Origin of the sequence: Kitasatospora purpeofusca (assembly GCF_036010405.1) — a bacterium.
Taxonomy (GTDB): Bacteria; Actinomycetota; Actinomycetes; order Streptomycetales; family Streptomycetaceae; genus Kitasatospora; species Kitasatospora purpeofusca.
In genome coordinates, this window is record NZ_CP108561.1 from 2,109,329 (window position 1) to 2,131,128 (window position 21,800).

The window sequence follows — 21,800 nt, forward strand, 5'->3', positions numbered from 1 at the left end:
GCGTCAGATGGTGCCGAACTCGCCTGCCTGGACGGCGGCGACGAACGCGTTCCAGGCGTCGGAGGGGAAGGCGAGGACGGGACCGGAGGGGTCCTTGGAGTCACGGACCGGGACGAGGCCGGGGATGTCGGGTGCGACCTCGACGCACTGGCCACCGTTGTCGCTGTAGGAACTCTTGTGCCAGCTCACAGGGTTCATGGCACTGACGGTAGCGCGGACGCTTCAACACATCGGCCCCGACCGGGAATCCGGTCGGGGCCGAGAGTCGGTTCAGGTCAGACGGTGCCGAACTCGCCCGCCTGCACACCTGCGACAAAGGCACTCCAGGCGTCGGCCGGGAAGACGAGGGCCGGGCCCTCGGGGTCCTTGGAGTCACGGACGGGAACAGCGCCGGGGAAGCTCGCGGAAACCTCCACGCACTCGCCGCCGTTGTTGGAGTACGACGACTTGAACCAGGACGCATCAGACGTGTTCGGGTTCATGGAGTGAGCTCCCTTCGAGCCTTGTGGACCAGTGCCAGGGATGCCGCCTTGGGCAGGGCTTCCACCACCAGCTGATCGTACTCCCTCTCCCACACCGAGACGATTTCACGCCTTCGTTCAAGGTGGCCGCGAGCATGCGATTCGGCGTAGCCGACGACCGCCCCGTCCTGGAGGTCCAGCAGGGTCACCGGCATCGTGAACGGCAGATTCTCCCCCAAGGAGAACGGCGCCACCTGGATGGTGACGTTGGAGCGAGCTGCCAACTCCACGATTCGGTCGAGCTGCTTGAGCATGACAGCCCGTCCGCCGACCGTACGCACGAGACAGTCCTCATCGAGCACGACATGGATCAGCGGTGGCTTCTTCCGGTCGAGCACACGCTGCCGGGCCAGCACGAACTCGACTCGCTGCTCGGCCTCCGACTGGGAGATTGCTCCACGCAGGACTGCTGCGTAGGCCAAGGCCTCGGCATACTCCTGGACCTGGAAGAGGCCATTCACGATGGTCAGCGCAAATCCACGCACACGCCGACACTTCGTCTCCTCGTCGGCGAACTCCTCGAAGCCCTCCAACAGACCCTCTTTCGCATGCCTGCACCAGAGCTCGTAGAACGTACCTCCGGTTTCGAACACCGTGTCGGCTTTAACAGCGAAGTTTTTTGTTGGAGGACGCTTCGCTCGTTCGATGTACGAGATCAGCGTGTTGGAGTACCCCATGCGCTTCCCCAGTCCGACCTGCGACCAGCCCCGCGCCTCCCGCAGCCTGGCAAGTTCCTGGCCGAAGCGCACAGCCGGGGATGACATCTCGTCAATTACGGGCTCATCCATGAACGTCGGCACCTTTCACACGCCCGATTGGTCAACGTTCAGACCCTGGCCATCGTAAGCACAGGGGGGGCACGATGGCTACACCCCGTGAGAGATCCGGGACCCTGCGCAACCAATGGAGCCAACATGCCCTCGCAGCCCCGCATTCCCGTGTACAAGCCCGCCGTTGGCGAGATCGTCCGCGACCTCGCGCACCTCGACACCTCCGGCAAGCCCCTCGAAGCGGTCTACATGGACACCCTCGCCGGGCTCGTCTACCTCCGCCACGAGGCCGGCGGCTGCGAGTGGACCACCAAACCCAACCGCATCCAGGCCCTCCCCACGCCCCGCTTCCTCACCGTCCAGCACCCCAGCCGGCCCCGCGTCGCCGACGTGGCGTGAACCGTTCCCTCCGGCTCGTCGTCGCCGCCGTGTGCGTCCCCACCCTCAGCGCCCTCGCCGCCGCCCTCGTCTGCTGGCCCATCCACGACGGACCCCTCGGACCCCAACTCCTCATCTTCGGCCTCATCCTCGCCACCGGCATCAGCGCCGGACTCCCCGCCTGCCTCACCTGGCTCACCCCCGACAACCCCGACGACTGACCACCCCCAGGAGCCCCACGTGCTGCACCACCTCCCGACCCTCCTCACCACCCCGCCCCGCCGACGCCACAACCACCACGCCCTGATCCTCAACCGCGACGGCGCCCTCCTCGTCATCGGCACCACCCACCAGTCCGGCCTCGTCCTGCCCGGCGGACCCGCCGAGGCCGACGAACTCCCCCACCACGCCGCCCGCCGCCACACCGACACCCAGACCGGCCTCGTCCTCCCCCTCCGCAAGATCCTCGCCACCGACCACACCCCCACCCGACTCCTCCCCGAAGCCCTCCACCTCGTCCACTGGGGCGGACGCCTCAGCCCCGCCCAGGAATCCACCGTCGCCCGCCACCGACCCCCCGCCACCGTCACCGCCGTCCACTGGCTCCACCGCGCCCAACTCGCCGACACCATGCACCCCGACCACCACCGCCGCACCACCCACGCCCTCGACGCCCTCACCCGCGGCGCCCACCTCCCCCTCCTCCTCCACGGCACCCCCGCCGAATAACCCCGGGCGAGCTTCCGGCAGCGGATCACTCCGATCCGCTGCCGACCGCCCCGTTCGGCCTTGCGCTGCCTCCACCGGACTCGGGGTGCAGACCGTGCCTGTTCGATTGCCGGGGATATGGACCTCGGGGTTGAAGTTGCCGCTGCGGCAGCTCCTACGGTCATAACCAGGGCCGGAGAGACCGGCCCGGCGACACACGTGCAGGAGTCGTGATGGACTGGCCGATCTCAGAGGTGGCCCGGATCTCGGGCGTGACCGCGCGGACGCTGCGTCACTACGACGAGACCGGCCTCCTGCCGCCGGCCCGGGTCGGCGCCAACGGTCACCGCTACTACGAGGAGCGCCAGCTTCTTCGGCTGCAACAGATCCTCGTACTGCGGGCGCTGGGCGTCGGGCTGCCGGAGATCGACCGGATCCTCGCAGCGCGGGTCGACGAGGTGGATGCCCTCCGCAGCCACCACCAGCGGCTGCTCGCCGAACGGGACCGTCTCGATGCCCTGGCCGACACCGTCTCCCGCACGATCGCCGAACTGGAGCAGTCCAGGAAGGACGGCAACCCCATGACCATCAACCGCCCGGAGAACCTCTTCGAGGGCATCCAGCCCACCCAGTACGAGGAGAGCCTGCGCGACTTCCCGGAGTTCGCCGAAGCGGCCAACCAGCGGGCCGCCACGATGGACCCGACCGAGGTCGAGGCCGGGCAGCGCGAGCGCACCGCACAGATGATCCGGCTCGCCGAGCTCATGACCGCCGGCCTCCCGGCCGACGCCGAACCCGTTCAGGCCGAGATCGACGCCCAGTACCGGGCCCTGGTGGAACTGCACACCGTGTCCGCCGAGGAGTTCCGCGCCATCGGCCGCTCCTGCGTGGACAACGACTCCTGGCGCACTGCCTACGAGGCGATCACCCCGGGCCTGGCCGCGTACCAGCGCGACGCCATCGAGGCATACGCCACCACCCGGCTGGCCTGAACGCTGGCCTGAACACGGCGCAACCGCCATCTCGCGACAGGCCCGTGATGGCGGTTGCGCCGCGCCGACTTGCTCCTGGTCAATGGTGGCGACGAGGCTCGTGCCGGAATCTCAACCCACTCGCCGGCAATTCGATTGCCGCGCGACGCATCGATCCCTAGGGTCGACGCATGCCGCAGCCGGATCAGTCGTCTCCAGGGACCGCGTGGGCCGAAGCGCTGTTGCGGGAGGTGTTCCCCGAAGCCGAGGTGATCGAGGTACTGCCGCGCACGGGCGGCCAGTTGAGCACGGTGTACGAGCTGCGCTGCGTCGATCCCGCCCATTCCGCGATCCTCAAGGTGTACGCACCCGAGTGGGCGTGGAAGCAGGCCAAGGAGGTCCACGTCTACCGGATCCTCGCCGGCCTCGACTCCCTCCCGGTACCGCGAGTGCTCCACCACACCCCGGACGGGGCACCCGGCGGCCGGGCCGTGACCGTCCTGAACCTGCTTTCAGGGCTCCCCCTGTCGGAGGCTTCGAAGGATCTGCACGCGGCCCAAATGCCGTCCTTCTACCGGCAGATGGGTGCCACCCTCGCCACGATCCACCAGATCGGCCAGGACGCCTACGGGTACATGACCGACCGCATCCTCGATCCCCGCCCCGACAACGGGACCTACATGCGGCACCAGTTCGCCAAGAAGCTCGCGGAGTTCAAGACCCTCGGCGGCGACGACCGACTCCACGACGCGGTCGCACGGCGAATCGAGCGCGACGGCGCCCTGTTCGACAACTGCCGGTCCCCCGTCCTCTGCCACAACGACCTCCACGAGGGCAACGTCCTCGTCGCCCCCGGAGCCGCGGCCCGCGTGACCGGGATCATCGACGTCGAGAACGCGATCGCCGCAGACCCCCTGATCGACCTCGCCAAGACCGACTACTACTCCCTCGGCCGCGGCGAACCCGAACGCGCCGCCCTGTTCGAGGGTTACGGACCCCTCCCTGGCGATGCTGCGGAACGTCTGGACCTCTACCGGCTCTACCACGCCCTTGAGTTGTGGGACTGGTTCCGCTCGATCGGCACCGTGGACCCACTGGCCAGCATCGCCGACGACATCGCCCGCCTGGCGGGCCAGCGCTCCGACACGCCTTCCTGACCCTGGCCAGGACGAGGCGCGGGACGCCCATCCGTGCCCACCGGACAAACGGCAGATCCGTCCAGATCGGCCGGGGACCCGGACTGCTCGGGTTGGATAGGGTGGCCCAGATCCGTAGCCCTCTGCGAGGCTGACCGAAATGCCCGAATCTCTGGAAGTTGCAAAACTCCGCCCTACCGCCAGATAAACCCGCAGCTCACCGACTCTGCTCCCCGCGCATGCGGGGCTGATCCCCCGGGGTGATCAGCGACTCGTTCGAGCTGAACCTGCTCCCCGCGCATGCGGGGCTGATCCCCGAGAGTGCTGCTCCTACAAGTCAGATGTCGGGTGCTCCTGTGCGCCCGGTTTGATCCCCCAGCAATGGCGGTGCGTCTGAACCACCACCGGTCCCCACGTTTGCGGCAGAGCCGAGCCGATTCCTGACTTCGCGGCCCTTCTGGAGAAGACTCGGCGGAGCGCCGTACACGTGGAGATGAGCGACTTGCACACGGCCGACGACGAGTCCGGCAGCATTGCGGAATTCAAGCGCACCGGGCAGGTCGACAAGTGGTCCGACCTGCTCAGGCGGTTCGGGTGGGATTGTGCAGTTGGGTGATGGCCTGCGCCGCGTACTGCGCGGTGCAGGCCATCACCTTCTGTCGGCAGTCGCGGAGTATCTTGCGTGGCAATCACCACGTTCCTACGCCGGCGGGATCGTTGCCACCCCGATCCCGCGCCAGGCCCTCGAATTGCAGCCCAGTGAACGCCTCCTCCCAAAACGGCTCGGATCTCGGACCGTCTGGAAGCAGTCAACGTCACATGGCCGCAGTTCAGGGAACAGGGCCGGGAGGAGACGGACGAGTTCCCGGAGTTCGGGGCGGTGGAGCACCGTACGTACGACCGGGACTACGAACACTGCTCCCGCTCAAGAGCATATGGCGCCTCGGCCTCCGGCCCAGCGTCGTCGGCCGCGCGCTCAAGCCATAGGTCGACATCGCCCAGAGCCGTGGCAGCGGCACGTTCCGGTTGCAGCACACCCTGTCCGGCGACGGAGCCGGCGACCTGCTGGCCGAGGCCCGTCCCGGCCGACCTCGGGCCCGACGAACTGTAAGTGGCGGGGCCGTGGACGGAGGGGACTGGTCCGCCCGCTTCCGGGGCGGGGAACGCGGACGGGGTCCGGCGCCTGTGTGGCGCCGGACCCCGTCCGACTCTGGAGCGCCAGGCCCGGGTTGCACGGACTCTTCCTACTGAAAGTAGGACGTGCTCTGGTAGCACCGCTGACGCCTAGCGAGGAATCAACTCCCTCGCGACATCAGAAAGATTACCAGCTCAACGCCCATGCTCCGAATCGCGGCCGAGTCGGGACGGGGACACGGGACCACCCCCGGGGCACGGGCGGTTCCGGCTTCTGGGAGTGCCCAGTCGCCTCGCCTCGCCGCCGCTCCCGCACGGTTCGTCCGCGGCGGCATGAGGGCGGTAGCCTCGGTCGCCCTTCTGCTGTTCTTCTCGGCTGCATCGGATCCGACGCAGCCGAGGGCTTCCCCCGGCGCTCATGGCTCGCTCGCACCCCATGCGGTGCGACTCACGGGCGAAGACCGATCGGCCATTGCGCGGACCGACCTCGCGGCCGACAACGGTGGACAGACCTTGGCCCACCGGGCGCACGTGAGAGTCCTGGACCGGAGCCCTTCGGTCACCAGCAGCTCCGACGGATCCGCCAGTTGGAGGGGGAGGAACGAGCCAATCGAGGTCGTCGAAGTTCCCACTCCGCGCTACGTGCCGTCCGGGTTCCTTTGCGCACGCTCCTCACGGCGGCGGTGCTGGCCCTGCTCGCCGTACTCGCGCAGCCGACGTTCGCGAGCCTTCCGGCTGACAGCAACGGTGGTGGAGTGGGAAGTCGGACTCTCCGACTTCCCACTCCACCCGGCTCCCGCGACGGCCCGAGTACGCAACAAAGCCGTGCTGGCAGCACCACGGCACGTGCGCGAGCACGGGGATCGGCCTGAGGTCTCGCACTGCGCGGGTTGGATAGGGTTGGCCGGGTGCGCAGCCTGCCTGCAAGGATGACCGAAATGCCCGAATCTCGGAAAGTTGCAGAATCCCGCCCCCGCGCGGGGTAGAACCGCAGTTCAGCAACTCTGCTCCCCGCGCTGCGGGGTTGGTCCCCGGATGGACGCCTCCGGGGAGGCGGGGAGGATCTGCTCCCCGCGCATGCGGGGTTGGTCCCGCGCTCGATGCTGTCGTCGCGGGCGTGGCCTACTGCTCCCCGCGTATGCGGGGTTGGTCCCGTCGTGCTTCCGGACTGGCCGGAGGATGGCAGTTGCTCCCCGCGCATGCGGGGTTGGTCCCGGCGTGATGCGTGGACAGGGCGGGTGCGGAACCTGCTCCCCGCACGTGCGGGGTTGATCTCCTACCCGGCCTGTCCGGCGCCGCACTCCAGGACCTGGCTCTGTTCGCACTCATGGGCAGCGATGGTCCAGTGAGGGAATCGAACCTCGAACGAGGACTACCTACGTCGCCATGGCTCACCGAGGACGCGCCCGTCGGCCGACCGGGCGGCCGCGGTCAGGCGGTCTGCTTCTGCGGGTGCAAGTCGAGCGTGATGTGCGGCCCGAGCGCGCGCAGGAAGTCCGGGGCGTCGAACATCTCGCCGGCGGAGGCGACGCCGATGGTCCTGGTGGCGCCGGTCAGCACGCGTTCGAGGGCCTCGACGACGAGGGGCGCGGTGACGGCGTAGATGTCCTGGCCACTGGCCGTGATCCGGCGTTCGGCCTTGCCCGAGCGAACGACGACGTCGACCAGGAAGGTCTGGTCCGAGCGCCCGCTCTCGTCGGCGGCGGTCGGGGCGGGCGTGTGGGGAGCGACGACGTCCCGGACCGCCTCGGTGTTCATGTAGGTGGTCACGTCCGGGATGGACAGGTGCTGCGGGACAGTGACGACGTCCGCCATCGTGAACTCCCCGATCACCGGCCGCGGGCCCATCGGCTCCGGGAAGGCCCACTCCAGGGTGGGTGCGGCATCGGTGCGGCGCTCCCACTGTCCGCCGGTGTAGCGCAGACGGTGGTCGCCGCGCCGCTCGCGGGAGACCGCGCCCGAGAGCCGGGTGCCGGCGGTGGGGTGCCAGCTGCTCAGCGCGTAGGCGATGTGCGCCTCGTCGGCCTCGGTCCAGTCGCCCATCGCGGCGGTGACCAGCAGATCACCGAGGCCGCCGAAGAAGGCCATGGCCGGGACGATCACCGCCCCCGCGTCCCGGGCCTGCTCGCGGTAGTTCGCGAAGGTGTCGAGGTTGGCCTCCAGTTCGGCGGCCACGTCCAGGTACGGGATCCCCGCGCGCAGCGCGGCCTCGATCACGGGACCGGTGGTCGAGGCGAAGGGCCCGGCGCAGTTGATGACCGCCGCCGTTCCCGCCAGGGCCCGGTCCAGCGAGGCGAGGTCCTCGACCGACGCCACCCGGGCCTCCAGCCCGTGCTCGTCGGCCAGTTCCTCCAGGGCCCGGGCGTTGCGCCCCGACAGCACCGGGACGAACCCGCGCGCGGTCAGCTCCGCGACCACGAACCGCCCGGTGCGACCGTACGCGCCGAACACCGCCACCAGCTGACCTGACCCCATGAGACTGCTCCCCGTCCGCTCGAACACCTGCTGCGATGCCGGTCCGCTGCGGCCCGACACCCATATCCTGTCCTTGCGGTGGCACCCCGGACGAGCGTCGGAAACGACACGCTGCGTACAGTTTCGGACATGACCGCTGTCGCGCTGGCCGTCACCGACGGCATGCTCCACTACGAACTGTCCGTGGCCGTCGAGGTCTTCGGATCCGATCTGACCCACCTCGTGGACCCCTGGTACGACTTCTCCCTGTGCGGGAACGCTCCGGTGAGCATCGGCCGCTTCCGTCTGGAGCCCGACCGCGGACTCGACGGCCTCGCGCACGCGGACACGGTGATCGTCCCCGGATGGGCCGACACGGACCGCGAACCGCCCGCCGAACTGGTCGAGGCGGTGCGCGCCGCCCACGCGGCCGGCGCCCGCGTGGCCTCACTGTGCACGGGCGCCTTCGTCCTCGGCGCGGCGGGGCTGCTCGACGGCAGGCGCGCCACCACCCACTGGGCCCACACAAGGGAGTTGGCGCGGCGCCACCCGGCGGCCGACGTCGATCCGGACGTCCTCTACGTCGACAACGGCGACGTCCTCACCTCCGCGGGCAAGGCCGCCGCCATGGACCTGTGCCTGCACCTGGTCCGGCTCGACCACGGTTCGGCCGTCGCCAACAGGATCGCCCGACGCCTGGTCGTCCCGCCGCACCGCGACGGCGGCCAGGCCCAGTTCATCGCCACCCCCGTCCCCGCCCCGGGCAACCACCCCCTGGACGAGCTCTTCCCCTGGGCGCTGGAGCGACTGAACCAGCCGCTGACCGTGGAAGACCTGGCCCGCCAGGCCCGCATGAGCTCACGCCACCTCGGCCGCCACTTCAAGCACCTCACCGGCACCACGCCGCTGCAGTGGCTCCACACCCAACGCATCCGCCACGCCCAGGAACTCCTGGAGACGACCGACGCCACCGTCGACACCATCGCCGCGACGACAGGAATGGGCACCGCCACCACCTTGCGCCGCCACTTCCACCGCAGCGTCGGCGTCCCGCCCGACACGTACCGGCGCACCTTCCGGCCCTGAGGGGTGGTTCGGGGCGGCATCGGCCGGTCGAACTGTGCTGTGGCACGGTGCTGTTCGAGGTGTTGAACGAACCGTCGCGACAAGCCCGAACGAGACGCCCTCTTCGGGGACTACGAACCGCTCCCTGCCGACATCGCCCAGCTGACGGGCCGACGCTCCGGCACGCCTTCGTGACCCTGGCCTGGTCAGAACGGGGCAGCCCACCCAGTGCAGGCCGGACGAAGGCCGATCCGTCCAGGTCGGCCGGAGTACTCGCACTACTCGGGTTGGATAAGGTGGGCCGGTTGCATAGCCCGCCAGCAAGGGTGACCGAAATGCCCGAATCTCTGGAAGTTGCAAAACTCCGCCCTGTCGCCGGATAAACCCCAAGACCGGGAAGTTAGGGCCCGTTGGCGGTGGTCAACTGGGGGCGATGGCGATGGTGATTTCTACTGGTTTCTTTCCTCCGACGCTGCCTGCGACCTTGTTGTAGGCGTAGGGCGAGAGGGTGCGTTTCACGCACCGCGGGCTGATCCGTGACCGGCGGCGCCGGGGGCCGAGATTTCTTGCGAGGACCAGCACGTCGGCAAACGGCACCTGCGGCACCGGGGCGCCGAGGGCTCCTGCTGCGGTGATCACGCGGAGTCGGGCGGTTCGCAGTGCGATGGTGAAGGACAGCCGGTCGGGGTCGATCCCCGCTGCCGTCGCGGCCTGGGTCATCGCCATGCGGGTGGTCGAAGGGGGCGGTCAGGTCCGAGCGGCGGACTCCGGCGGATGCGCCGACCACCAGCCAGAGGATCGAGAGCAGCAGCCACTGGGTCGCGACGGCCATCGGCAGCAGGTCCGGCAACTGCCCGGAGAGGATGTCCCCGACGGCGGCGCCGAACGAGCGGGACTGCCCTCCCGTCCCGAGCGCGTAGGCCAGCACGAGCAGCAGCAGCTGCGCCACGCCGAGCAGGCGGCCGGTGTCGTCCCAGAAGTCCCGGGAGGTGACGGCGCGCGCGATGGAACCGGCCTGGACGCCCAGGAGGATGACCGCCAGCAGGACCGGCATGGCGATCACGCCGAAGGCGGTGTCCGGGTCCATGGTGGTCAGATGGGCGGGGATGCCGAGCGCGTCCGCGACGTGCTGTCCGCCCCGGATCACCGCTCCCATCCACGCGGGTCGGGATTCGTTCTGCACCGCGGCGGCGCCGATGACCGTGACCGCTCCCACCTGTCCCCCTACGCTCGCGCCTGGACGCTCCCCGTCGCACGCGCGCGGGGCAGCGTTCCGCCTTCGCCCGGACGGGTTGTGGCGTCCGGACGACAGCCCAAGGATGTTGCGGCAAAGGGGAGTTGGGAACGGCGATCGGGTTCCGTTCACCGAGCGGGGACCGTCCTGTGACAGTGCGGCGGCACCGGGGGCGCGCCCGGTGCCACTGGTGCGGATGGTGCGGATGGTGCGGGAGGCTCCCGCGCACGGGACCGCGGGGCAACCGCACCGGATGTCAGAACCGGCTCGTACCCTGCGGGCATGAGCATTGGATCTTGGGCGGGCGTCCGCGAGCAGATACAAGAACTGGCGAAGGCGCCGGGAGCCGCCGATGTCTTCGGTTCCAGGGGACACGGGTTCGCGCTGGAGGACCCGCTCGGCGAGGGCGAGGTCGACCAGTTGGAAGCACAGCTGGGCATCCGGCTCCCCGAGGACTACCGGGCCTTCCTGATCGAGGTCGGTGCCGGCGGCGCGGGTCCGGGATACGGCTTGTTCCCGGTTCGCCGCGCGGGTGACCGCTGGAGCTGGGAAGGGGACGGGGCGGACCTCGTGGAGCCGGGTCGCCTGTCCGAGCCTTTCCCCGTCCAGGGCCCCGATCCCGCCCTGCTCGACGCTCTCCAGGAGGAGTGCCCCCAGGAGGAGGACTTCGACGAGGAGGACGCGTTCGACGAGGCGCAGGCCGAGTGGGACAGCAGGTGGGAGGTGCTGATGTGGAGCCCCGAGCGAACCGTCGGTGCCGTCGTCCTGTCCCACTTGGGCTGCGCCTATCGCCAGTGGCTCGTGGTCAGCGGGCCCGAGCGCGGCCGGATCTGGTCCGACGACCGGGCGGACGACCGGGATCTTGAGCCGCTCCTCGGGGCCGGGCAGGAGCCGATGACCTTCACGCTCTGGTACCGGAAGTGGCTGGCGGACGCCGTCCGCACGGTGGAGGCCGCCCGCTGACGGCCCGGCCAGGAGAGCCGGCCAGGAGAGCCGGCCGGACCGGCAGCCGAGCCACCGGGCCGGGCCGTCACATCGCGCGCTCCGCGAGGCGGAGGAGGGCGGCCCGGATGCGCTGTTCGCCGAGTTCGGGCAGGAGGGCCGCGACGTGCTCCGCGGCCAGGGCGGCGAGCAGGGCGTGGGCCGTGGGGTCGGGGTCGGGGGTGGTGGTGAGCAGGATCGCGACGTGGCGGTGCCAGAAGCGGTAGGCGCCGATGCGGTAGCGGGCGCCGGGGGTGGCGGTCTCGGACATCCGGACCAGGGCCAGGTGTTCCAGCAGGTAGTCGAGGTAGGCGTCGAGGAACGCGGCCAGGCGCTCGTCGGCCGGCGCGCCGGGGCCGAGTGGGGGCGGGCCGTGCAGGACGGCCTCCTGGAGTACGCGTTCGCGGGTGTCCAGCAGCGCGGCGGCCAGGCCCGACTTGTCGCCGAACCGGCGGAAGAGCGTGCCCTTGCCGACGCCAGCGGCGGCGGCGACCTGGTCCATGGAGACCGCTTCGACGCCGTGTTCGGCGAACAGCCTGGCGGCCGCGTCCAGCACCGCGATCCGGTTGCGGGCGGCGTCGGCGCGTTCCTTGGGGGGCGGCGTGCGCAGCAGTTCCAGGGGCGTTGCATAAGCGGACTGTGGTCCGGTACTGTCGTGAGCCATAACAGGACTGTAGTCCGATTCCCTTGGAGGTGGCGGCATGACCGCACTCATCACCCGCGACGAACTGGCAGCCGCGATCGAGGCCGGCGCCGTGACGGTCGTCGACACGCTCGGCGGCGACTACTACGCCCAGCAGCACCTTCCCGGCGCCGTGGCACTGGTCGCGGCCGAGCTCGACAGCCGGGCGTCCACCGTGCTCCCCGACCGTGACGCCGCGATCGTCACCTACTGCTCCAACCCGGCCTGCCCGAACAGCGGCCAGGTCGCCGACCGGCTCACCGCGCTCGGCTACACCGACGTCCGCAAGTACCGCGAGGGCATCCAGGACTGGGTCGAGGCCGGACTGCCCACCGAGTCCGACCTGCCCGCCGAGGCCGGGCTGTCCACCGAAGCCGTCTGACCTGGGACGCAGTGCGAACGGGTGGGGGCTTCGCGCGGAGCCCCCACCCGTTCATCGCCCGACGGCGCGCGGACATATCCGGCACACCTAATGCTCATTAACCGACAGACCTTCAAACACCAGGACAACAGCCCGACTCGGCTGCGAAATGGAGAGCAGGTCTCGAAAACTGGTGTAGAATCATAGGTGCAAGGGGGGCCTTGGGGCTGATGCCTAAGCCATCGGCAGGCCACCCACCGGCAGGGGGAACGACCGTCATGACCTACCACCTCGAAACCGCTCGCGCGATCATCAACGAGCGGATGCGCGAGGCCGAGCAGCACCGCCTCGCCCACGCGATGAACCTCAAGAACCGCGCCGAGACCAAGACCCGGCGGGCACGCCTGCTCCTCGCCCGCCTCGGCGGGTGAGCACCACTGCGGCCTGTCGCCGCACCCAGCGAACCGGCCGGACAATCGATCGTCCGGCCGGTCGCTGACCCGGGACCGCCACGTCGGAGCGCGACACCGCGCCGCCCGACCGTCCCGCCCCGTACCGCACCACCCCACCTCCGGGCGTCGACCCAGTCCGCCCGGGAGGTCGCCGACCGGCCGACGCCATGTACGGCCCGCGCCCGTGCCGGAGCGACTACTGCCCGACCCGGCCGTCCACGCACTCGCGCAGCAGGTCGGCGTGGCCGCAGTGGCGGGCGTACTCGTCCACGATGTGCAGCATGACCTCGCGGATCGCCAGCCCCTCCCGACCCACCCGCGCACCGAGGTCCGCGTGGTGGACGGCCAACGCCGCGTCCAGGGAAGCCTGTTCGCGCTCCAGATCGGCGAACGCGGCGTCCACCACGGCCTGGTCGGCCACGGCACCGTCGAAGTCCGCGTCCCGCGCGCCGTAGAGCTTGGGCAGCCGCTCGCCCTCGGTGATCCAGTTGTGCCAGTCCCGCTCCACCTCGGCGAGGTGGCGGACCAGGCCGAGCAGCGACATCGTCGACGGCGGCACCGAACGGCGGGCGAGCTGCTCGGCGTCCAGGCCGTCGCACTTGAGGCGCAGGGTGAGGCGGTAGTTGGTGATCGCCTCCCGCAGGGTCGGCAACTCCCCGTCCGGGCCCGGCCCTTCGTTGTCACGGGGATCGTCGTCGGGGTTCAGCCACATGTCGGGGTAGACGGTCGCCTGGGTCCATCGCTCGGGTTGATCGTTCATGCGGGCCATGCTCGCCCGCGAACGACCCTGCCGCCACCGCATTTTCCCCGGCAGGTCGCACGATCGACCGGACAGGCCACGGCTACGGCTACGGGACCAGGACGACCTTGCCGAGGTTGCGGCGCTGCTCGATGACGGCGTGGGCCCGGGCGGCGTCGCGGAGCGGGATCTCCTCGTGCACGGCGGGGCGCAGGGTGCCCGCGTCGCGCAGCTGCCAGAGCTCGCGCAGCCAGCGGTGGTAGAGCTCGGGCCTGCCGAGGGCGACGGCCCGCATCTGGAAGCCGATCAACGAGGCGCCGCGGAGCAGCAGTTCGTACGCCTCCACCGTGCCGCCGCCGGAGCTGAAGGCCACCAGCCGACCGCCCGTCGCCAGGGCCCGGACGGCCGGGCCCAGCAGATCGCCGCCGACGCCGTCGAGAATCACGTCGTACGGGCCGCCCCAGTCAGCGTCCTCGTAGCGCACGACCTCGTCGGCGCCCAGTCCGCGGACGAAGTCGGCCTTGTCGGCGCTGCTGACGGCAGCGACGACGCGGGCCGCCCCGCCGGCCCTGGCGTACTGGAGGGCGAGCGTGCCGACGGCGCTGGCAGCCGCCGTGACCAGGACCGATTCACCGGGCTCCGGACGCGCGGCCTCGTAGGCGCCGCGTGCGACCAGCCCGCTGCGGACCAGCGCGACCGCCTCCACGGCGGTCGCGCCGTCCGGGATGCGGGACGCCATGGCGCCGCCCAGGACCGCGAACTCGGCGTAGGCGTCGGCGAAGCACAGCCCGGTGACGCGGTCCCCGACGCGGAAGTCGGCCACTCCCGCCCCCAGCGCGACGACCTCCCCCGCGACCTCGCCGCCGAGCGGGACCGGCTCGCCGCTCCCCCGCAGCTTGCGCACGGTGGGCAGGGTCACCCCGACCGCCTCGACCCGGACCAGGAGCTCCCCGGCTCCCGGCTCGGGCCGGTCGACCTCCTCGGCGAGCAGCAGCTCGGGTCCACCGTTGACCTCGTGGCGAATGCGCAGCACAGTACCTCCCCCGTTCGAATTCATTGGATTCCCCAACGATAAGGTGGAAATCATTGGTCTGTCCAATGGCTTTCTGGATAGGCTGGCCCCATGACCTCGGACCTGACACCGGAACCGCCTTCGGCGCTCCAGCACATCCAGTCCCTGCCCACCTGGCTCGTCGGCCGGGTCGCGGCGCGCGGCCGGGGGATGGTCGCCGACGCGATCGCCGCGGAGGGACTGAAGCTGATGCAGCACGCGGTGCTGGCCGCGGCGGCGGAGTACGGGCCCGTCACCCAGGCCGACCTGGGCCGGCGGCTGTCCGTCGACCCCAAGGACATGGTCGGCATCCTCAACCACCTCCAGCACGAGGGCCTCGTCCTGCGCAGCCCCCACCCCTCCGACCGCCGCAAGAACGCCGTCACCGTCACCCCGGAGGGCACCGCCGTCCTCGCCCGCTGCGGCGCCCTGGCCGAAGCCGCCAACGCCGAACTGCTGGCGCCGCTCGCCCCGGAGGAGCGGAAGCAGCTGACGGCCCTGCTCACCCGGCTCCACCAGGCGCCGCCGGTCTAGGGAGTGCCCCCGCAGGCCCGGGGAGTACGGTCCCGTGCCGGGCTCCGCCCCGGAGCACGGTCCCGGTGCGGTTTCGTCCCCGGCGCGGAGGGATTGACGGTCCGTCGAATGGTCCTCTTGGAGGGCGCCGAGAAGAGCTCCGGCGCCTGATCAGAGAGGCTTTCCGATGAACGAGCACGCACCGCAGAACGCACCGCAGCACCACCTTCCGGCCCGTCTCCGCGCCGGCCGGCGCGGGCTGGCGGCGGCCGTGACCGCGGTGGTCGGCGCCGCCGTGGTGGCCGGTGTCCTGGCGCCGGGCACGGCCTCCGCCGCCCCGCGGCCGGACACCGTGCAGCAGCGCCTCGACGCGCTGGTCAAGGACGACAAGGTGCCCGCCGCCCTCGCCACCGTCAAGGGCCGCGACGGCCGCGTCCGCACCTACACCGCCGGTATCGGCAACGCGGCCACCAAGGCCAAGGTGCCGGTGGACGGACAGGTGCGGATCGGCAGCAACACCAAGGCGTTCACCGCCGTCGTGGTGCTGCAGCTGGTCGCCGAGGGCAAGGTCGGCCTGGACACGAACGTGGACGCCTACCTGCCCGGACTGGTGCGCGGCGAGGGCATCGACGGCCGGAACATCACCGTCCGCCAGCTGCTCCAGCACACCAGCGGCCTGCCCGAGTACGTGGACCGCGACGGCGTCCTCAACGCCCCCAAGCGCTACTACGAGCCGCGCGAACTCCTCGACGCCGCGCTCGCCCAGAAGGCCCACTTCGCGCCCGGCACCCAGTGGGAGTACAACAACACCGGCTACCTGCTGGCGGGCCTGATCATCCAGAAGGTCACCGGACGCCCGCTCGGCGAGGAGATCAACAAGCGCGTCGTCGACCGGATCGGCCTGCGCCACACCTACTTCCCGGCGCCCGGGGACATGACGATCCACGAGGCCCACCCCAAGGGCTACCAGCGCAACCCGGACGGCTCGCTGCGCGACTACACGCAGCTGGACCCGTCCTGGGGCTGGGCAGCCGGCGCGATGGTCTCGACCAACACCGACGTCACCAAGTTCTACGGCGCGCTGCTCGGCGGCCGACTGCTGCCCGCCGCCCAGCTCGCCCAGATGCGCACCACCGTCCCCGCCGAGGCGATCGGCGCCGGGGCCGGGTACGGACTCGGCCTGGTGAGCCGCCCGCTCTCCTGCGGCGGCGTCGCCTGGGGCCACGGCGGGACGATCCCGGGTTACGAGACCGCCGGCGGCACCACCGAGGACGGCCGCGCCGTGAACTTCACCGTAACCACCATCCCGGACGGCGACACCGCGAAGCACGTGGACAAGGCGGTCGACGAGGCGCTCTGCCGCTGATCCCCGGGCACTGCCCGCCTTCCCCCTTCTCCCCCTTCGCTTCCCAGCAGTGGAGTCCAGATGAACGAACACGCCCCGCAGCGCAGGGCACACAGCATCCGCCTCGTGCGGTACGCCATGACGGCCGCGGCCACCGCCGGGCTCGCCCTGACCGCCTTCGCCCCGGCCCCGGCCGCCGCCGCACCACGCCCGGACACCGTGCAGCAGCGCCTCGACGCACTGGTGAAGGACAACGGCGTTCCCGCCGCCCTCGCCAGCGTCAAGGGCCGCGACGGCCGCAACCGCACCTACACCGCGGGTGTCGGCGACCTGGCCACCGGGGCCCGGGTCCCCGTCGACGGGCAGATCCGGGCCGGCAGCAACACCAAGGCCTTCGTCGCCGTCGTCGTCCTGCAACTGGTCGCCGAGGGCAAGGTCGGCCTCGACGCCTCCGTCGACACCTACCTGCCCGGCCTGCTGCGCGGCGACGGCTTCGACGGGCGGAACATCACCGTCCGCCAGCTGCTCCAGCACACCAGCGGCCTGCCCGACTACATGGACGCCCCCGCGCTGGCCGACTTCACCACCATCCAGTACCGCTGGTTCGAGCCGCGCGAACTCCTCGACGGCGCCCTGGCCCAGAAGGCGCGGTTCGCCGCCGGGACCGGCTGGGAGTACAGCAACACCAACTACCTGGTGGCCGGTCTGCTGATCCAGAAGGTCACCGGCCGCCCGTACGGCGAGGAGCTCACCAAGCGCGTCATCGAGCGGATCGGCCTGCGCCACACCTACGTGCCGGCCGCCGGGGAGACCGCCCTCCGCGAGACCCACCCGCACGGCTACCTGCGCACCGCCCCGGACGCGCCGCTGGTCGACTACACGGCGATGGACTCCTCGATGGCCTGGGCGGCGGGGGCGGTCGTGTCCACCAACACCGACCTCAACGCCTTCTACGGCGCACTGCTGGGCGGCCGGCTGCTGCCCGCCGCCCAGCTCGCCCAGATGCGCACCACCGTCCCCGCCGAGTTCCTGGGCGAAGGGGTCCGCTACGGCCTGGGGATCCAGAGCAGGCCGCTGACCTGCGGCGGCCTCGTCTGGGGCCACGGCGGCACCTCCCCGGGCTTCCGGACCCGGGGCGGCGTCACGGAGGACGGCCGGGCCGCGAACATCACGGTCACCGTGATCCCGGACGCGGCGACCGGCAAGCGGCTGACCGACGCGGTCGACGTGGCCCTCTGCCGCTGACACCCGGTCGTTCCCGGGGTCGAGCGCCGGTGGGGTGACCGGCAGGTGAGGTGGAGCGGATCGCGCGAGGAGTACGCGCGGTCCGCTGTCACCGTCCCGGGCCCGGCGCGGGGCGAGCGCGGAGCCCGAAGGGCGGCCGTCAGACGGCGGTCGAGAGCGCCACGTCCCGCCACCGGTCGAGCTCGCGTCGCACCAGCTCCAGCTTGGCCTCGACCCGGTCGACCGCGTCCGCGCCCAACTGGAGGCGCAGCGGCGGCTCGGCGAGGCCGGCGAGGTCGACCACGGCCCGGGCGGCCTTGGCCGGGTCGCCCGGCTGCTGGCCGTCGTAGCGGGCCAGCGCCTCGCGCACCGGGCCCGCGCCCTCGGTGTAGTCGGCGATCGTGGCCGGCTCGGTCCGCAGGCTGGAGCCGCCGAGGAAGTCGGTGCGGAAGCCGCCCGGCTCGACGATCGTCACCCGGATCCCGAGCGGGGCCAGCTCGCCGTGAAGGGCCTCCGAGATGCCTTCGAGGGCGAACTTCGACGCGCCGTAAAGGCCCGTCGCCGGCGCGGTGGCGAATCCGCCGACGGAGCCGATGTTCAGGACGTGCCCGGACCGCTGGTGGCGCAGGGTCGGCAGCGTCGCCCGCAGGGTGTTGAGCACGCCGAACACATTGACGTCGAAGAGGTCCCGGGCGGCCCGGTCCGAGGTCTCCTTGATCGCGCCGACGAGGCCGTAGCCGGCGTTGTTGACGACGACGTCGATCCGGCCGAACCGGGCCAGGCCCGCCTCGACCGCGAGCTGCCCCGGCTCGGTCACGTCCGCGTCCACCGCCAGCAGGCCGTCCGGCGCGTCCGGGTACGCCTCGATCACCGCCGACGCGTCCCTCGCGGTGGCGATCACACCGTGCCCCCGGTCCAGCGCCTCACGGACGATCGCCGCGCCGAGCCCGCGCGATGCGCCGGTGACGAACCAGATACTCATACTTCTCCCCGTTCCGATGGACCGATGACCCGATGGGCCGATGAACCGACGCTAGGTCCTAGAGTCGGGTCTAGATCAACAGCGGTTCGAGGGGGACGGCCATGGACCTGAGCATCGGCGAGGTGGCGCAGCGCAGCGGGCTCAGCGTGCACGCGCTGCGCTACTACGAGCGGGAGGGCCTGTTCGCCAACCCGGTGCGCCGCCTGTCCAACGGCCGCCGGGTCTACCACGAGGAGGCCCTGGAGTGGCTGGCGATCTGCACCAGGCTGCGTTCCTCCGGCATGCCCCTGGCGGAGATCCGCCAGTACATCGAGCTGGCCCGCCAGGGCCCGGGCAATGAGCACCAGCGGCTCGCCCTGCTCCGCCATCACCAGGACCGCGTGGAGGCACAGGTCCGGGAACTCCGCGGCACGCTGGACGTGATGCGGGCCAAGGTCCGGATCTACGAGGACCACCTCGCCCGCGGCGAGGCCGACCGCCTCTGGAACCCCTCCCACCCGGCCACGAGCACCCCTCGACCCTGCTCGGCCCCGGACACCGAGGAGGCGTCATGATCCGGACCCGCCGTCGGCTGCGCCTGTCGAGGCACGCGAGCCTCGTCCTCGGCGCGGTGCTGGTCGCCGTGGTCGCCGAGGTGGCGCTGCAGACCTGGTGGCTGCCCTCGAAGTGGCGCGGTTACGACGCGAGCGCGACCGGACAGGTCGCGATCGGCGAGGACGGTCGGACCATCAGCCTCGCCGTCGACTGGCAGTGCGAGCAGCGCCCGGACCTGGAGCTGCGGGAGAACGCCGATCGCGTCACGGTGGTGCTGCACCGCAAGGCGTTCAAGGGGCCGACCTACCAGTGCCCGGAGGACGCCGTCGGCTCCGCGCGGCTCAGCGGTCATCTGAGCGCGCCGCTCGCCTCGCGTCCGCTGGTCGACGCCGTCACCGGCCGGACCCTGTCCGCCGGTCGGGACTCGAGCGGATCCTGACCGCGTCGTGAGCGCCCGTCCGGTCATTCTCCCGGCAGGCCGGGGAGGTTGGGGGTGAAGCCGTCGAGTGCGTGCGGGCAGGGGCAGGAGCGGTGTTCGGGGAGGGCTTCGAGGGCGGCGAACAGGACGGTGCGGAGGCGGTCGACGGTGCGGCCGAAGACCTCCAGGACCTCGGCGTGGGTGACGCCCTCGCCGCTGTCGACGCCCGCGTCCAGGTCGGTGACCAGGTTCAGCGAGGTGTAGCAGAGGGCGAGTTCACGGGCGAGCACGGCCTCGGGGTGGCCGGTCATGCCGACCGTGGACCAGCCGTTGGCGGTGAACCAGCGGGACTCGGCGCGGGTGGAGAAGCGCGGGCCCTCGATCACCACCAGGGTGCCGCCGTCGACCGGTTCCCAGTCGGCTCCCCGGGACGCGGCCAGCACGGCGGCGCGGCCCGCCGGGCAGTACGGGTCCGCCATCGGGGCGTGCACCACGCCAGGCAGGGAGCCGTCGGGCAGCGGCTCGCCGTCGTAGAAGGTCTGCGCCCTGGCGGCGGTGCGGTCGACGAACTGGTCCGGGACGACGAGCGTCCCCGGCCCGTACTCCGGCCGCAACCCGCCCACCGCGCACGGGCCCAGCACCTGCCGCACCCCGAGCGAGCGCAGCGCCCACAGGTTGGCCCGGTAGTTGATCCGGTGCGGCGGAATCGCGTGCGCCCGCCCGTGCCGCGGCAGGAACGCCACCCGCCGGCCGCCCACCTCGCCGAGGAACACCGAGTCGCTGGGCGGCCCGTAGGGCGTGTCGACGGCCACCTCGACCACCTCGTCGAGCAGCGCGTACAGCCCCGACCCGCCGATGACGCCGATGCCTGCCTGATGGTTCGTCATGTCGCGTGCCCTTCTTGGGGGATCGTCAGGGGTCCCGCCCGGCTCGCCGAAGGCATCGCCGACGGAGCGGAGGCTGACTGACGGGCCGTCACGGCCTCGTTGGTGGGCCCGCAGGAGGTGAGGAGCAGGCCGGCGGCGATGGTTGCCGCGGCGAGCGTGGCCGTCGCGCGATTCAACGAATCTCCCGGAGAGGGTCGAGTGGCCGTCGCTCCGTCGGTCGGCGCAGGGCCCGGTTGCGGTCGTACCCGAATGTAGTCGGCCCTGCCGCCCCGGTTGCCGCCGGGATCACAGCCCCGGGGTGCGGTGCATGGAGATCAGGAGGCGCCAGACGCGGGCGGCGAGGTCGGTGGGGGCGGCTTCGACGGAGCCGTGGAGCCAGTCGGCAAGGAGGGCGGTGAAGGCGCCGGCGACCATGGAGGCCACGAGTTCGGGTTGCGGGGCACCGGCAAGGGTGCGTTCGGCGCGGCTGCGTTCGCGGAGTTCGCGATGGAGGACCTGGCCGAGGGGGCCGCCGCCGCCCGGGGTGAGCAGGGAGCGGTAGAGGCCGGCGTACGGGAGCAACGCGGTGAGAAAGGCGGCCAGGGCGGGGGGCGGGGCGGCCGGGTCGGGGATGCCGCGCCAGGCGTGCAGGGCGTCGACGGCCTCGCGGACCACGTCGGCGCAGGCGTCGACGGCGAGGGCCTCCAGGTCGGTGTAGTGCACGTAGAAGGTGGCCCGGCCGACGCCGGCGCGGCGGACGACGGCGGCGACGCCGATCGCGCTCAGCGGCTGTTCGGCGCACTCCTCCAGCAGGGCCTGCCGCAGTCGGGCCCTGGTGCGGGCGGCCCGGGGGTCCACCAACGACGGGTCCGGGCTCATCGGGCGAGCAGGACGGCGCCGAGGGCCAGTGCGCCCGGGACGGCCTGGGCGAACAGGATCCGCCGGTTGGCGGTGGCGGCGCCGAACGCTCCGGCGACGACCACGCAGGACAGGAAGAAGACCTGGGCCCCGAAGCCGGTCGTCGTCGAGCCGCCGGCGATCAGGCCCCAGACCAGTCCGGCGGCGAGGAAGCCGTTGTAGAGGCCCTGGTTGGCGGCCAGTGGGGCCGTCGTGCGGGCGAGGTCGGCGTCGAAGCCGGACAGCTCGCGGCCGGGCCGCCGCTGCCACAGGAACATCTCCAGGACCAGGAAGTACAGGTGCAGGGCGGCCACCAGGACCACCAGGACGTTCGCGGCCGTACGCACGGTCGACCCCCTTCTCTCTTGGACAGGTGTCCAGCAT

Annotated in this window: 26 protein-coding genes; 14 read left to right on the plus strand and 12 right to left on the minus strand. The window is 71.4% G+C overall.

Translation table 11 applies throughout. The features are described 5' to 3' along the window. Positions 1-3 precede the first annotated feature (3 nt). From OG715_RS09130 to OG715_RS09140, 3 genes are all read right to left on the minus strand, one after another. Positions 4-198, minus strand: a complete 195-nt coding sequence (locus OG715_RS09130; RefSeq protein ID WP_266275691.1) for a DUF397 domain-containing protein — start codon at positions 196-198, stop codon at positions 4-6. Positions 199-275: 77 nt separating this feature from the next. Beyond that, positions 276-482: a DUF397 domain-containing protein gene (locus OG715_RS09135; protein ID WP_045940173.1), complete on the minus strand. Its 207-nt coding sequence runs from the start codon at positions 480-482 to the stop codon at positions 276-278. Beyond that, the gene (locus tag OG715_RS09140; RefSeq protein ID WP_045940172.1) at positions 479-1,309 is read right to left on the minus strand and encodes a helix-turn-helix domain-containing protein; all 831 of its coding nucleotides are present in this window, start codon (positions 1,307-1,309) and stop codon (positions 479-481) included. Before OG715_RS09140 ends, OG715_RS09135 begins: the two co-directional genes overlap by 4 nt. Positions 1,310-1,435: 126 nt before the next feature. Here OG715_RS09140 and OG715_RS09145 point away from each other — a divergent pair, with 126 nt between their 5' ends. The 5 genes from OG715_RS09145 to OG715_RS09165 all read left to right on the plus strand — a co-directional run bounded on the left by OG715_RS09145 (position 1,436) and on the right by OG715_RS09165 (position 4,505). Further along, a complete protein-coding gene (locus tag OG715_RS09145; protein WP_266275689.1) occupies positions 1,436-1,690 on the plus strand; it encodes a hypothetical protein in 255 nt (84 codons plus the stop codon). Next, positions 1,687-1,890 carry a hypothetical protein gene (locus OG715_RS09150; RefSeq protein WP_266275686.1) on the plus strand — a complete coding sequence of 68 codons (204 nt, stop codon included), beginning with the start codon at positions 1,687-1,689 and terminating at the stop codon, positions 1,888-1,890. Before OG715_RS09145 ends, OG715_RS09150 begins: the two co-directional genes overlap by 4 nt. A 19-nt stretch (positions 1,891-1,909) precedes the next feature. Next, complete coding sequence (locus OG715_RS09155) at positions 1,910-2,398, plus strand: NUDIX domain-containing protein (protein WP_266275684.1); 489 nt, start codon at positions 1,910-1,912, stop codon at positions 2,396-2,398. Between the two features lie 212 nt (positions 2,399-2,610). Next, positions 2,611-3,369, plus strand: coding sequence for a MerR family transcriptional regulator (locus tag OG715_RS09160; RefSeq protein ID WP_266275682.1), 759 nt, complete (start codon positions 2,611-2,613; stop codon positions 3,367-3,369). Between the two features lie 170 nt (positions 3,370-3,539). Further along, positions 3,540-4,505, plus strand: a complete 966-nt coding sequence (locus OG715_RS09165; RefSeq protein ID WP_266275680.1) for a phosphotransferase family protein — start codon at positions 3,540-3,542, stop codon at positions 4,503-4,505. A 2,544-nt stretch (positions 4,506-7,049) separates the two neighbouring features. Here the strand turns inward: OG715_RS09165 and OG715_RS09170 are convergent. Further along, on the minus strand, positions 7,050-8,093 hold the full coding sequence (locus tag OG715_RS09170; protein WP_266275678.1) for a saccharopine dehydrogenase family protein: 1,044 nt from the start codon (positions 8,091-8,093) through the stop codon (positions 7,050-7,052). A 129-nt stretch (positions 8,094-8,222) separates the two neighbouring features. Between OG715_RS09170 and OG715_RS09175 the strand changes: the two genes are divergently transcribed. Further along, entirely contained in the window at positions 8,223-9,158 is a 936-nt protein-coding gene (locus tag OG715_RS09175) for a helix-turn-helix domain-containing protein (protein WP_266275676.1), read from the plus strand. A 379-nt stretch (positions 9,159-9,537) separates the two neighbouring features. On the opposite strand, the gene OG715_RS09180 is transcribed toward OG715_RS09175, so the two are convergent. Beyond that, on the minus strand, positions 9,538-10,353 hold the full coding sequence (locus OG715_RS09180; protein WP_266275674.1) for a hypothetical protein: 816 nt from the start codon (positions 10,351-10,353) through the stop codon (positions 9,538-9,540). A gap of 300 nt (positions 10,354-10,653) precedes the next feature. Here OG715_RS09180 and OG715_RS09185 point away from each other — a divergent pair, with 300 nt between their 5' ends. Continuing rightward, positions 10,654-11,334 carry an SMI1/KNR4 family protein gene (locus tag OG715_RS09185; protein WP_266275673.1) on the plus strand — a complete coding sequence of 227 codons (681 nt, stop codon included), beginning with the start codon at positions 10,654-10,656 and terminating at the stop codon, positions 11,332-11,334. A gap of 67 nt (positions 11,335-11,401) precedes the next feature. Here OG715_RS09185 and OG715_RS09190 read toward each other — a convergent pair whose 3' ends face one another. Beyond that, positions 11,402-12,016, minus strand: coding sequence for a TetR/AcrR family transcriptional regulator (locus OG715_RS09190; RefSeq protein WP_266275672.1), 615 nt, complete (start codon positions 12,014-12,016; stop codon positions 11,402-11,404). 37 nt (positions 12,017-12,053) lie between these two features. On the opposite strand from OG715_RS09190, the gene OG715_RS09195 reads away from it, so the two are divergent. Next, positions 12,054-12,416 (plus strand): rhodanese-like domain-containing protein, encoded by a 363-nt coding sequence (locus tag OG715_RS09195; RefSeq protein ID WP_266275670.1) that lies wholly within the window; start codon positions 12,054-12,056, stop codon positions 12,414-12,416. 257 nt (positions 12,417-12,673) lie between these two features. After that, the gene (locus OG715_RS09200) at positions 12,674-12,826 is read left to right on the plus strand and encodes a hypothetical protein (protein WP_266275668.1); all 153 of its coding nucleotides are present in this window, start codon (positions 12,674-12,676) and stop codon (positions 12,824-12,826) included. Positions 12,827-13,043: 217 nt separating this feature from the next. Here OG715_RS09200 and OG715_RS09205 read toward each other — a convergent pair whose 3' ends face one another. Together OG715_RS09205 and OG715_RS09210 are read right to left on the minus strand one after the other, a co-directional pair. Next, positions 13,044-13,616, minus strand: coding sequence for a DinB family protein (locus OG715_RS09205; protein ID WP_266275666.1), 573 nt, complete (start codon positions 13,614-13,616; stop codon positions 13,044-13,046). A gap of 79 nt (positions 13,617-13,695) precedes the next feature. Then, positions 13,696-14,619: a quinone oxidoreductase family protein gene (locus OG715_RS09210; RefSeq protein WP_266275664.1), complete on the minus strand. Its 924-nt coding sequence runs from the start codon at positions 14,617-14,619 to the stop codon at positions 13,696-13,698. A gap of 90 nt (positions 14,620-14,709) precedes the next feature. On the opposite strand from OG715_RS09210, the gene OG715_RS09215 reads away from it, so the two are divergent. The 3 genes from OG715_RS09215 (at position 14,710) to OG715_RS09225 (ending at position 17,740) form a co-directional block, all read left to right on the plus strand. Further along, complete coding sequence (locus tag OG715_RS09215; RefSeq protein WP_266275662.1) at positions 14,710-15,171, plus strand: MarR family winged helix-turn-helix transcriptional regulator; 462 nt, start codon at positions 14,710-14,712, stop codon at positions 15,169-15,171. Between the two features lie 166 nt (positions 15,172-15,337). After that, the gene (locus OG715_RS09220; protein ID WP_266275660.1) at positions 15,338-16,516 is read left to right on the plus strand and encodes a serine hydrolase domain-containing protein; all 1,179 of its coding nucleotides are present in this window, start codon (positions 15,338-15,340) and stop codon (positions 16,514-16,516) included. A gap of 60 nt (positions 16,517-16,576) precedes the next feature. After that, positions 16,577-17,740 carry a serine hydrolase domain-containing protein gene (locus tag OG715_RS09225; RefSeq protein ID WP_266275658.1) on the plus strand — a complete coding sequence of 388 codons (1,164 nt, stop codon included), beginning with the start codon at positions 16,577-16,579 and terminating at the stop codon, positions 17,738-17,740. A gap of 139 nt (positions 17,741-17,879) precedes the next feature. Here the strand turns inward: OG715_RS09225 and OG715_RS09230 are convergent, their stop codons facing one another. Beyond that, a complete protein-coding gene (locus OG715_RS09230; RefSeq protein WP_266275657.1) occupies positions 17,880-18,701 on the minus strand; it encodes an oxidoreductase in 822 nt (273 codons plus the stop codon). A 101-nt stretch (positions 18,702-18,802) separates the two neighbouring features. Between OG715_RS09230 and OG715_RS09235 the strand changes: the two genes are divergently transcribed. Further along, positions 18,803-19,255, plus strand: coding sequence for a MerR family transcriptional regulator (locus OG715_RS09235; RefSeq protein ID WP_266275656.1), 453 nt, complete (start codon positions 18,803-18,805; stop codon positions 19,253-19,255). Continuing rightward, positions 19,252-19,674: a hypothetical protein gene (locus tag OG715_RS09240; RefSeq protein ID WP_266275655.1), complete on the plus strand. Its 423-nt coding sequence runs from the start codon at positions 19,252-19,254 to the stop codon at positions 19,672-19,674. The genes OG715_RS09235 and OG715_RS09240 overlap by 4 nt, the downstream gene beginning before the upstream one ends. Before the next feature lie 23 nt (positions 19,675-19,697). On the opposite strand, the gene OG715_RS09245 is transcribed toward OG715_RS09240, so the two are convergent. From OG715_RS09245 to OG715_RS09255, 3 genes are all read right to left on the minus strand, one after another. Further along, positions 19,698-20,540: an S-methyl-5'-thioadenosine phosphorylase gene (locus OG715_RS09245; RefSeq protein ID WP_266275653.1), complete on the minus strand. Its 843-nt coding sequence runs from the start codon at positions 20,538-20,540 to the stop codon at positions 19,698-19,700. A 285-nt stretch (positions 20,541-20,825) separates the two neighbouring features. Then, positions 20,826-21,398, minus strand: coding sequence for a TetR/AcrR family transcriptional regulator (locus tag OG715_RS09250; RefSeq protein ID WP_266275651.1), 573 nt, complete (start codon positions 21,396-21,398; stop codon positions 20,826-20,828). Continuing rightward, positions 21,395-21,763: a DUF1304 domain-containing protein gene (locus OG715_RS09255; RefSeq protein ID WP_266275649.1), complete on the minus strand. Its 369-nt coding sequence runs from the start codon at positions 21,761-21,763 to the stop codon at positions 21,395-21,397. Before OG715_RS09255 ends, OG715_RS09250 begins: the two co-directional genes overlap by 4 nt. Between the last annotated feature and the right edge of the window lie 37 nt (positions 21,764-21,800).

Bases quoted from the DNA above. Each gene is read 5' to 3' on its own strand.
- OG715_RS09130 (WP_266275691.1), bottom strand. From the start codon at position 198: ATGAACCCTGTGAGCTGGCACAAGAGTTCCTACAGCGACAACGGTGGC.
- OG715_RS09135 (WP_045940173.1), bottom strand. From the start codon at position 482: ATGAACCCGAACACGTCTGATGCGTCCTGGTTCAAGTCGTCGTACTCC.
- OG715_RS09140 (WP_045940172.1), bottom strand. From the start codon at position 1,309: ATGGATGAGCCCGTAATTGACGAGATGTCATCCCCGGCTGTGCGCTTC.
- OG715_RS09145 (WP_266275689.1), top strand. From the start codon at position 1,436: ATGCCCTCGCAGCCCCGCATTCCCGTGTACAAGCCCGCCGTTGGCGAG.
- OG715_RS09160 (WP_266275682.1), top strand. From the start codon at position 2,611: ATGGACTGGCCGATCTCAGAGGTGGCCCGGATCTCGGGCGTGACCGCG.
- OG715_RS09165 (WP_266275680.1), top strand. From the start codon at position 3,540: ATGCCGCAGCCGGATCAGTCGTCTCCAGGGACCGCGTGGGCCGAAGCG.
- OG715_RS09170 (WP_266275678.1), bottom strand. From the start codon at position 8,093: ATGGGGTCAGGTCAGCTGGTGGCGGTGTTCGGCGCGTACGGTCGCACC.
- OG715_RS09175 (WP_266275676.1), top strand. From the start codon at position 8,223: ATGACCGCTGTCGCGCTGGCCGTCACCGACGGCATGCTCCACTACGAA.
- OG715_RS09185 (WP_266275673.1), top strand. From the start codon at position 10,654: ATGAGCATTGGATCTTGGGCGGGCGTCCGCGAGCAGATACAAGAACTG.
- OG715_RS09190 (WP_266275672.1), bottom strand. From the start codon at position 12,016: ATGGCTCACGACAGTACCGGACCACAGTCCGCTTATGCAACGCCCCTG.
- OG715_RS09195 (WP_266275670.1), top strand. From the start codon at position 12,054: ATGACCGCACTCATCACCCGCGACGAACTGGCAGCCGCGATCGAGGCC.
- OG715_RS09200 (WP_266275668.1), top strand. From the start codon at position 12,674: ATGACCTACCACCTCGAAACCGCTCGCGCGATCATCAACGAGCGGATG.
- OG715_RS09205 (WP_266275666.1), bottom strand. From the start codon at position 13,616: ATGGCCCGCATGAACGATCAACCCGAGCGATGGACCCAGGCGACCGTC.
- OG715_RS09215 (WP_266275662.1), top strand. From the start codon at position 14,710: ATGACCTCGGACCTGACACCGGAACCGCCTTCGGCGCTCCAGCACATC.
- OG715_RS09220 (WP_266275660.1), top strand. From the start codon at position 15,338: ATGAACGAGCACGCACCGCAGAACGCACCGCAGCACCACCTTCCGGCC.
- OG715_RS09225 (WP_266275658.1), top strand. From the start codon at position 16,577: ATGAACGAACACGCCCCGCAGCGCAGGGCACACAGCATCCGCCTCGTG.
- OG715_RS09230 (WP_266275657.1), bottom strand. From the start codon at position 18,701: ATGAGTATCTGGTTCGTCACCGGCGCATCGCGCGGGCTCGGCGCGGCG.
- OG715_RS09235 (WP_266275656.1), top strand. From the start codon at position 18,803: ATGGACCTGAGCATCGGCGAGGTGGCGCAGCGCAGCGGGCTCAGCGTG.
- OG715_RS09240 (WP_266275655.1), top strand. From the start codon at position 19,252: ATGATCCGGACCCGCCGTCGGCTGCGCCTGTCGAGGCACGCGAGCCTC.
- OG715_RS09245 (WP_266275653.1), bottom strand. From the start codon at position 20,540: ATGACGAACCATCAGGCAGGCATCGGCGTCATCGGCGGGTCGGGGCTG.
- OG715_RS09250 (WP_266275651.1), bottom strand. From the start codon at position 21,398: ATGAGCCCGGACCCGTCGTTGGTGGACCCCCGGGCCGCCCGCACCAGG.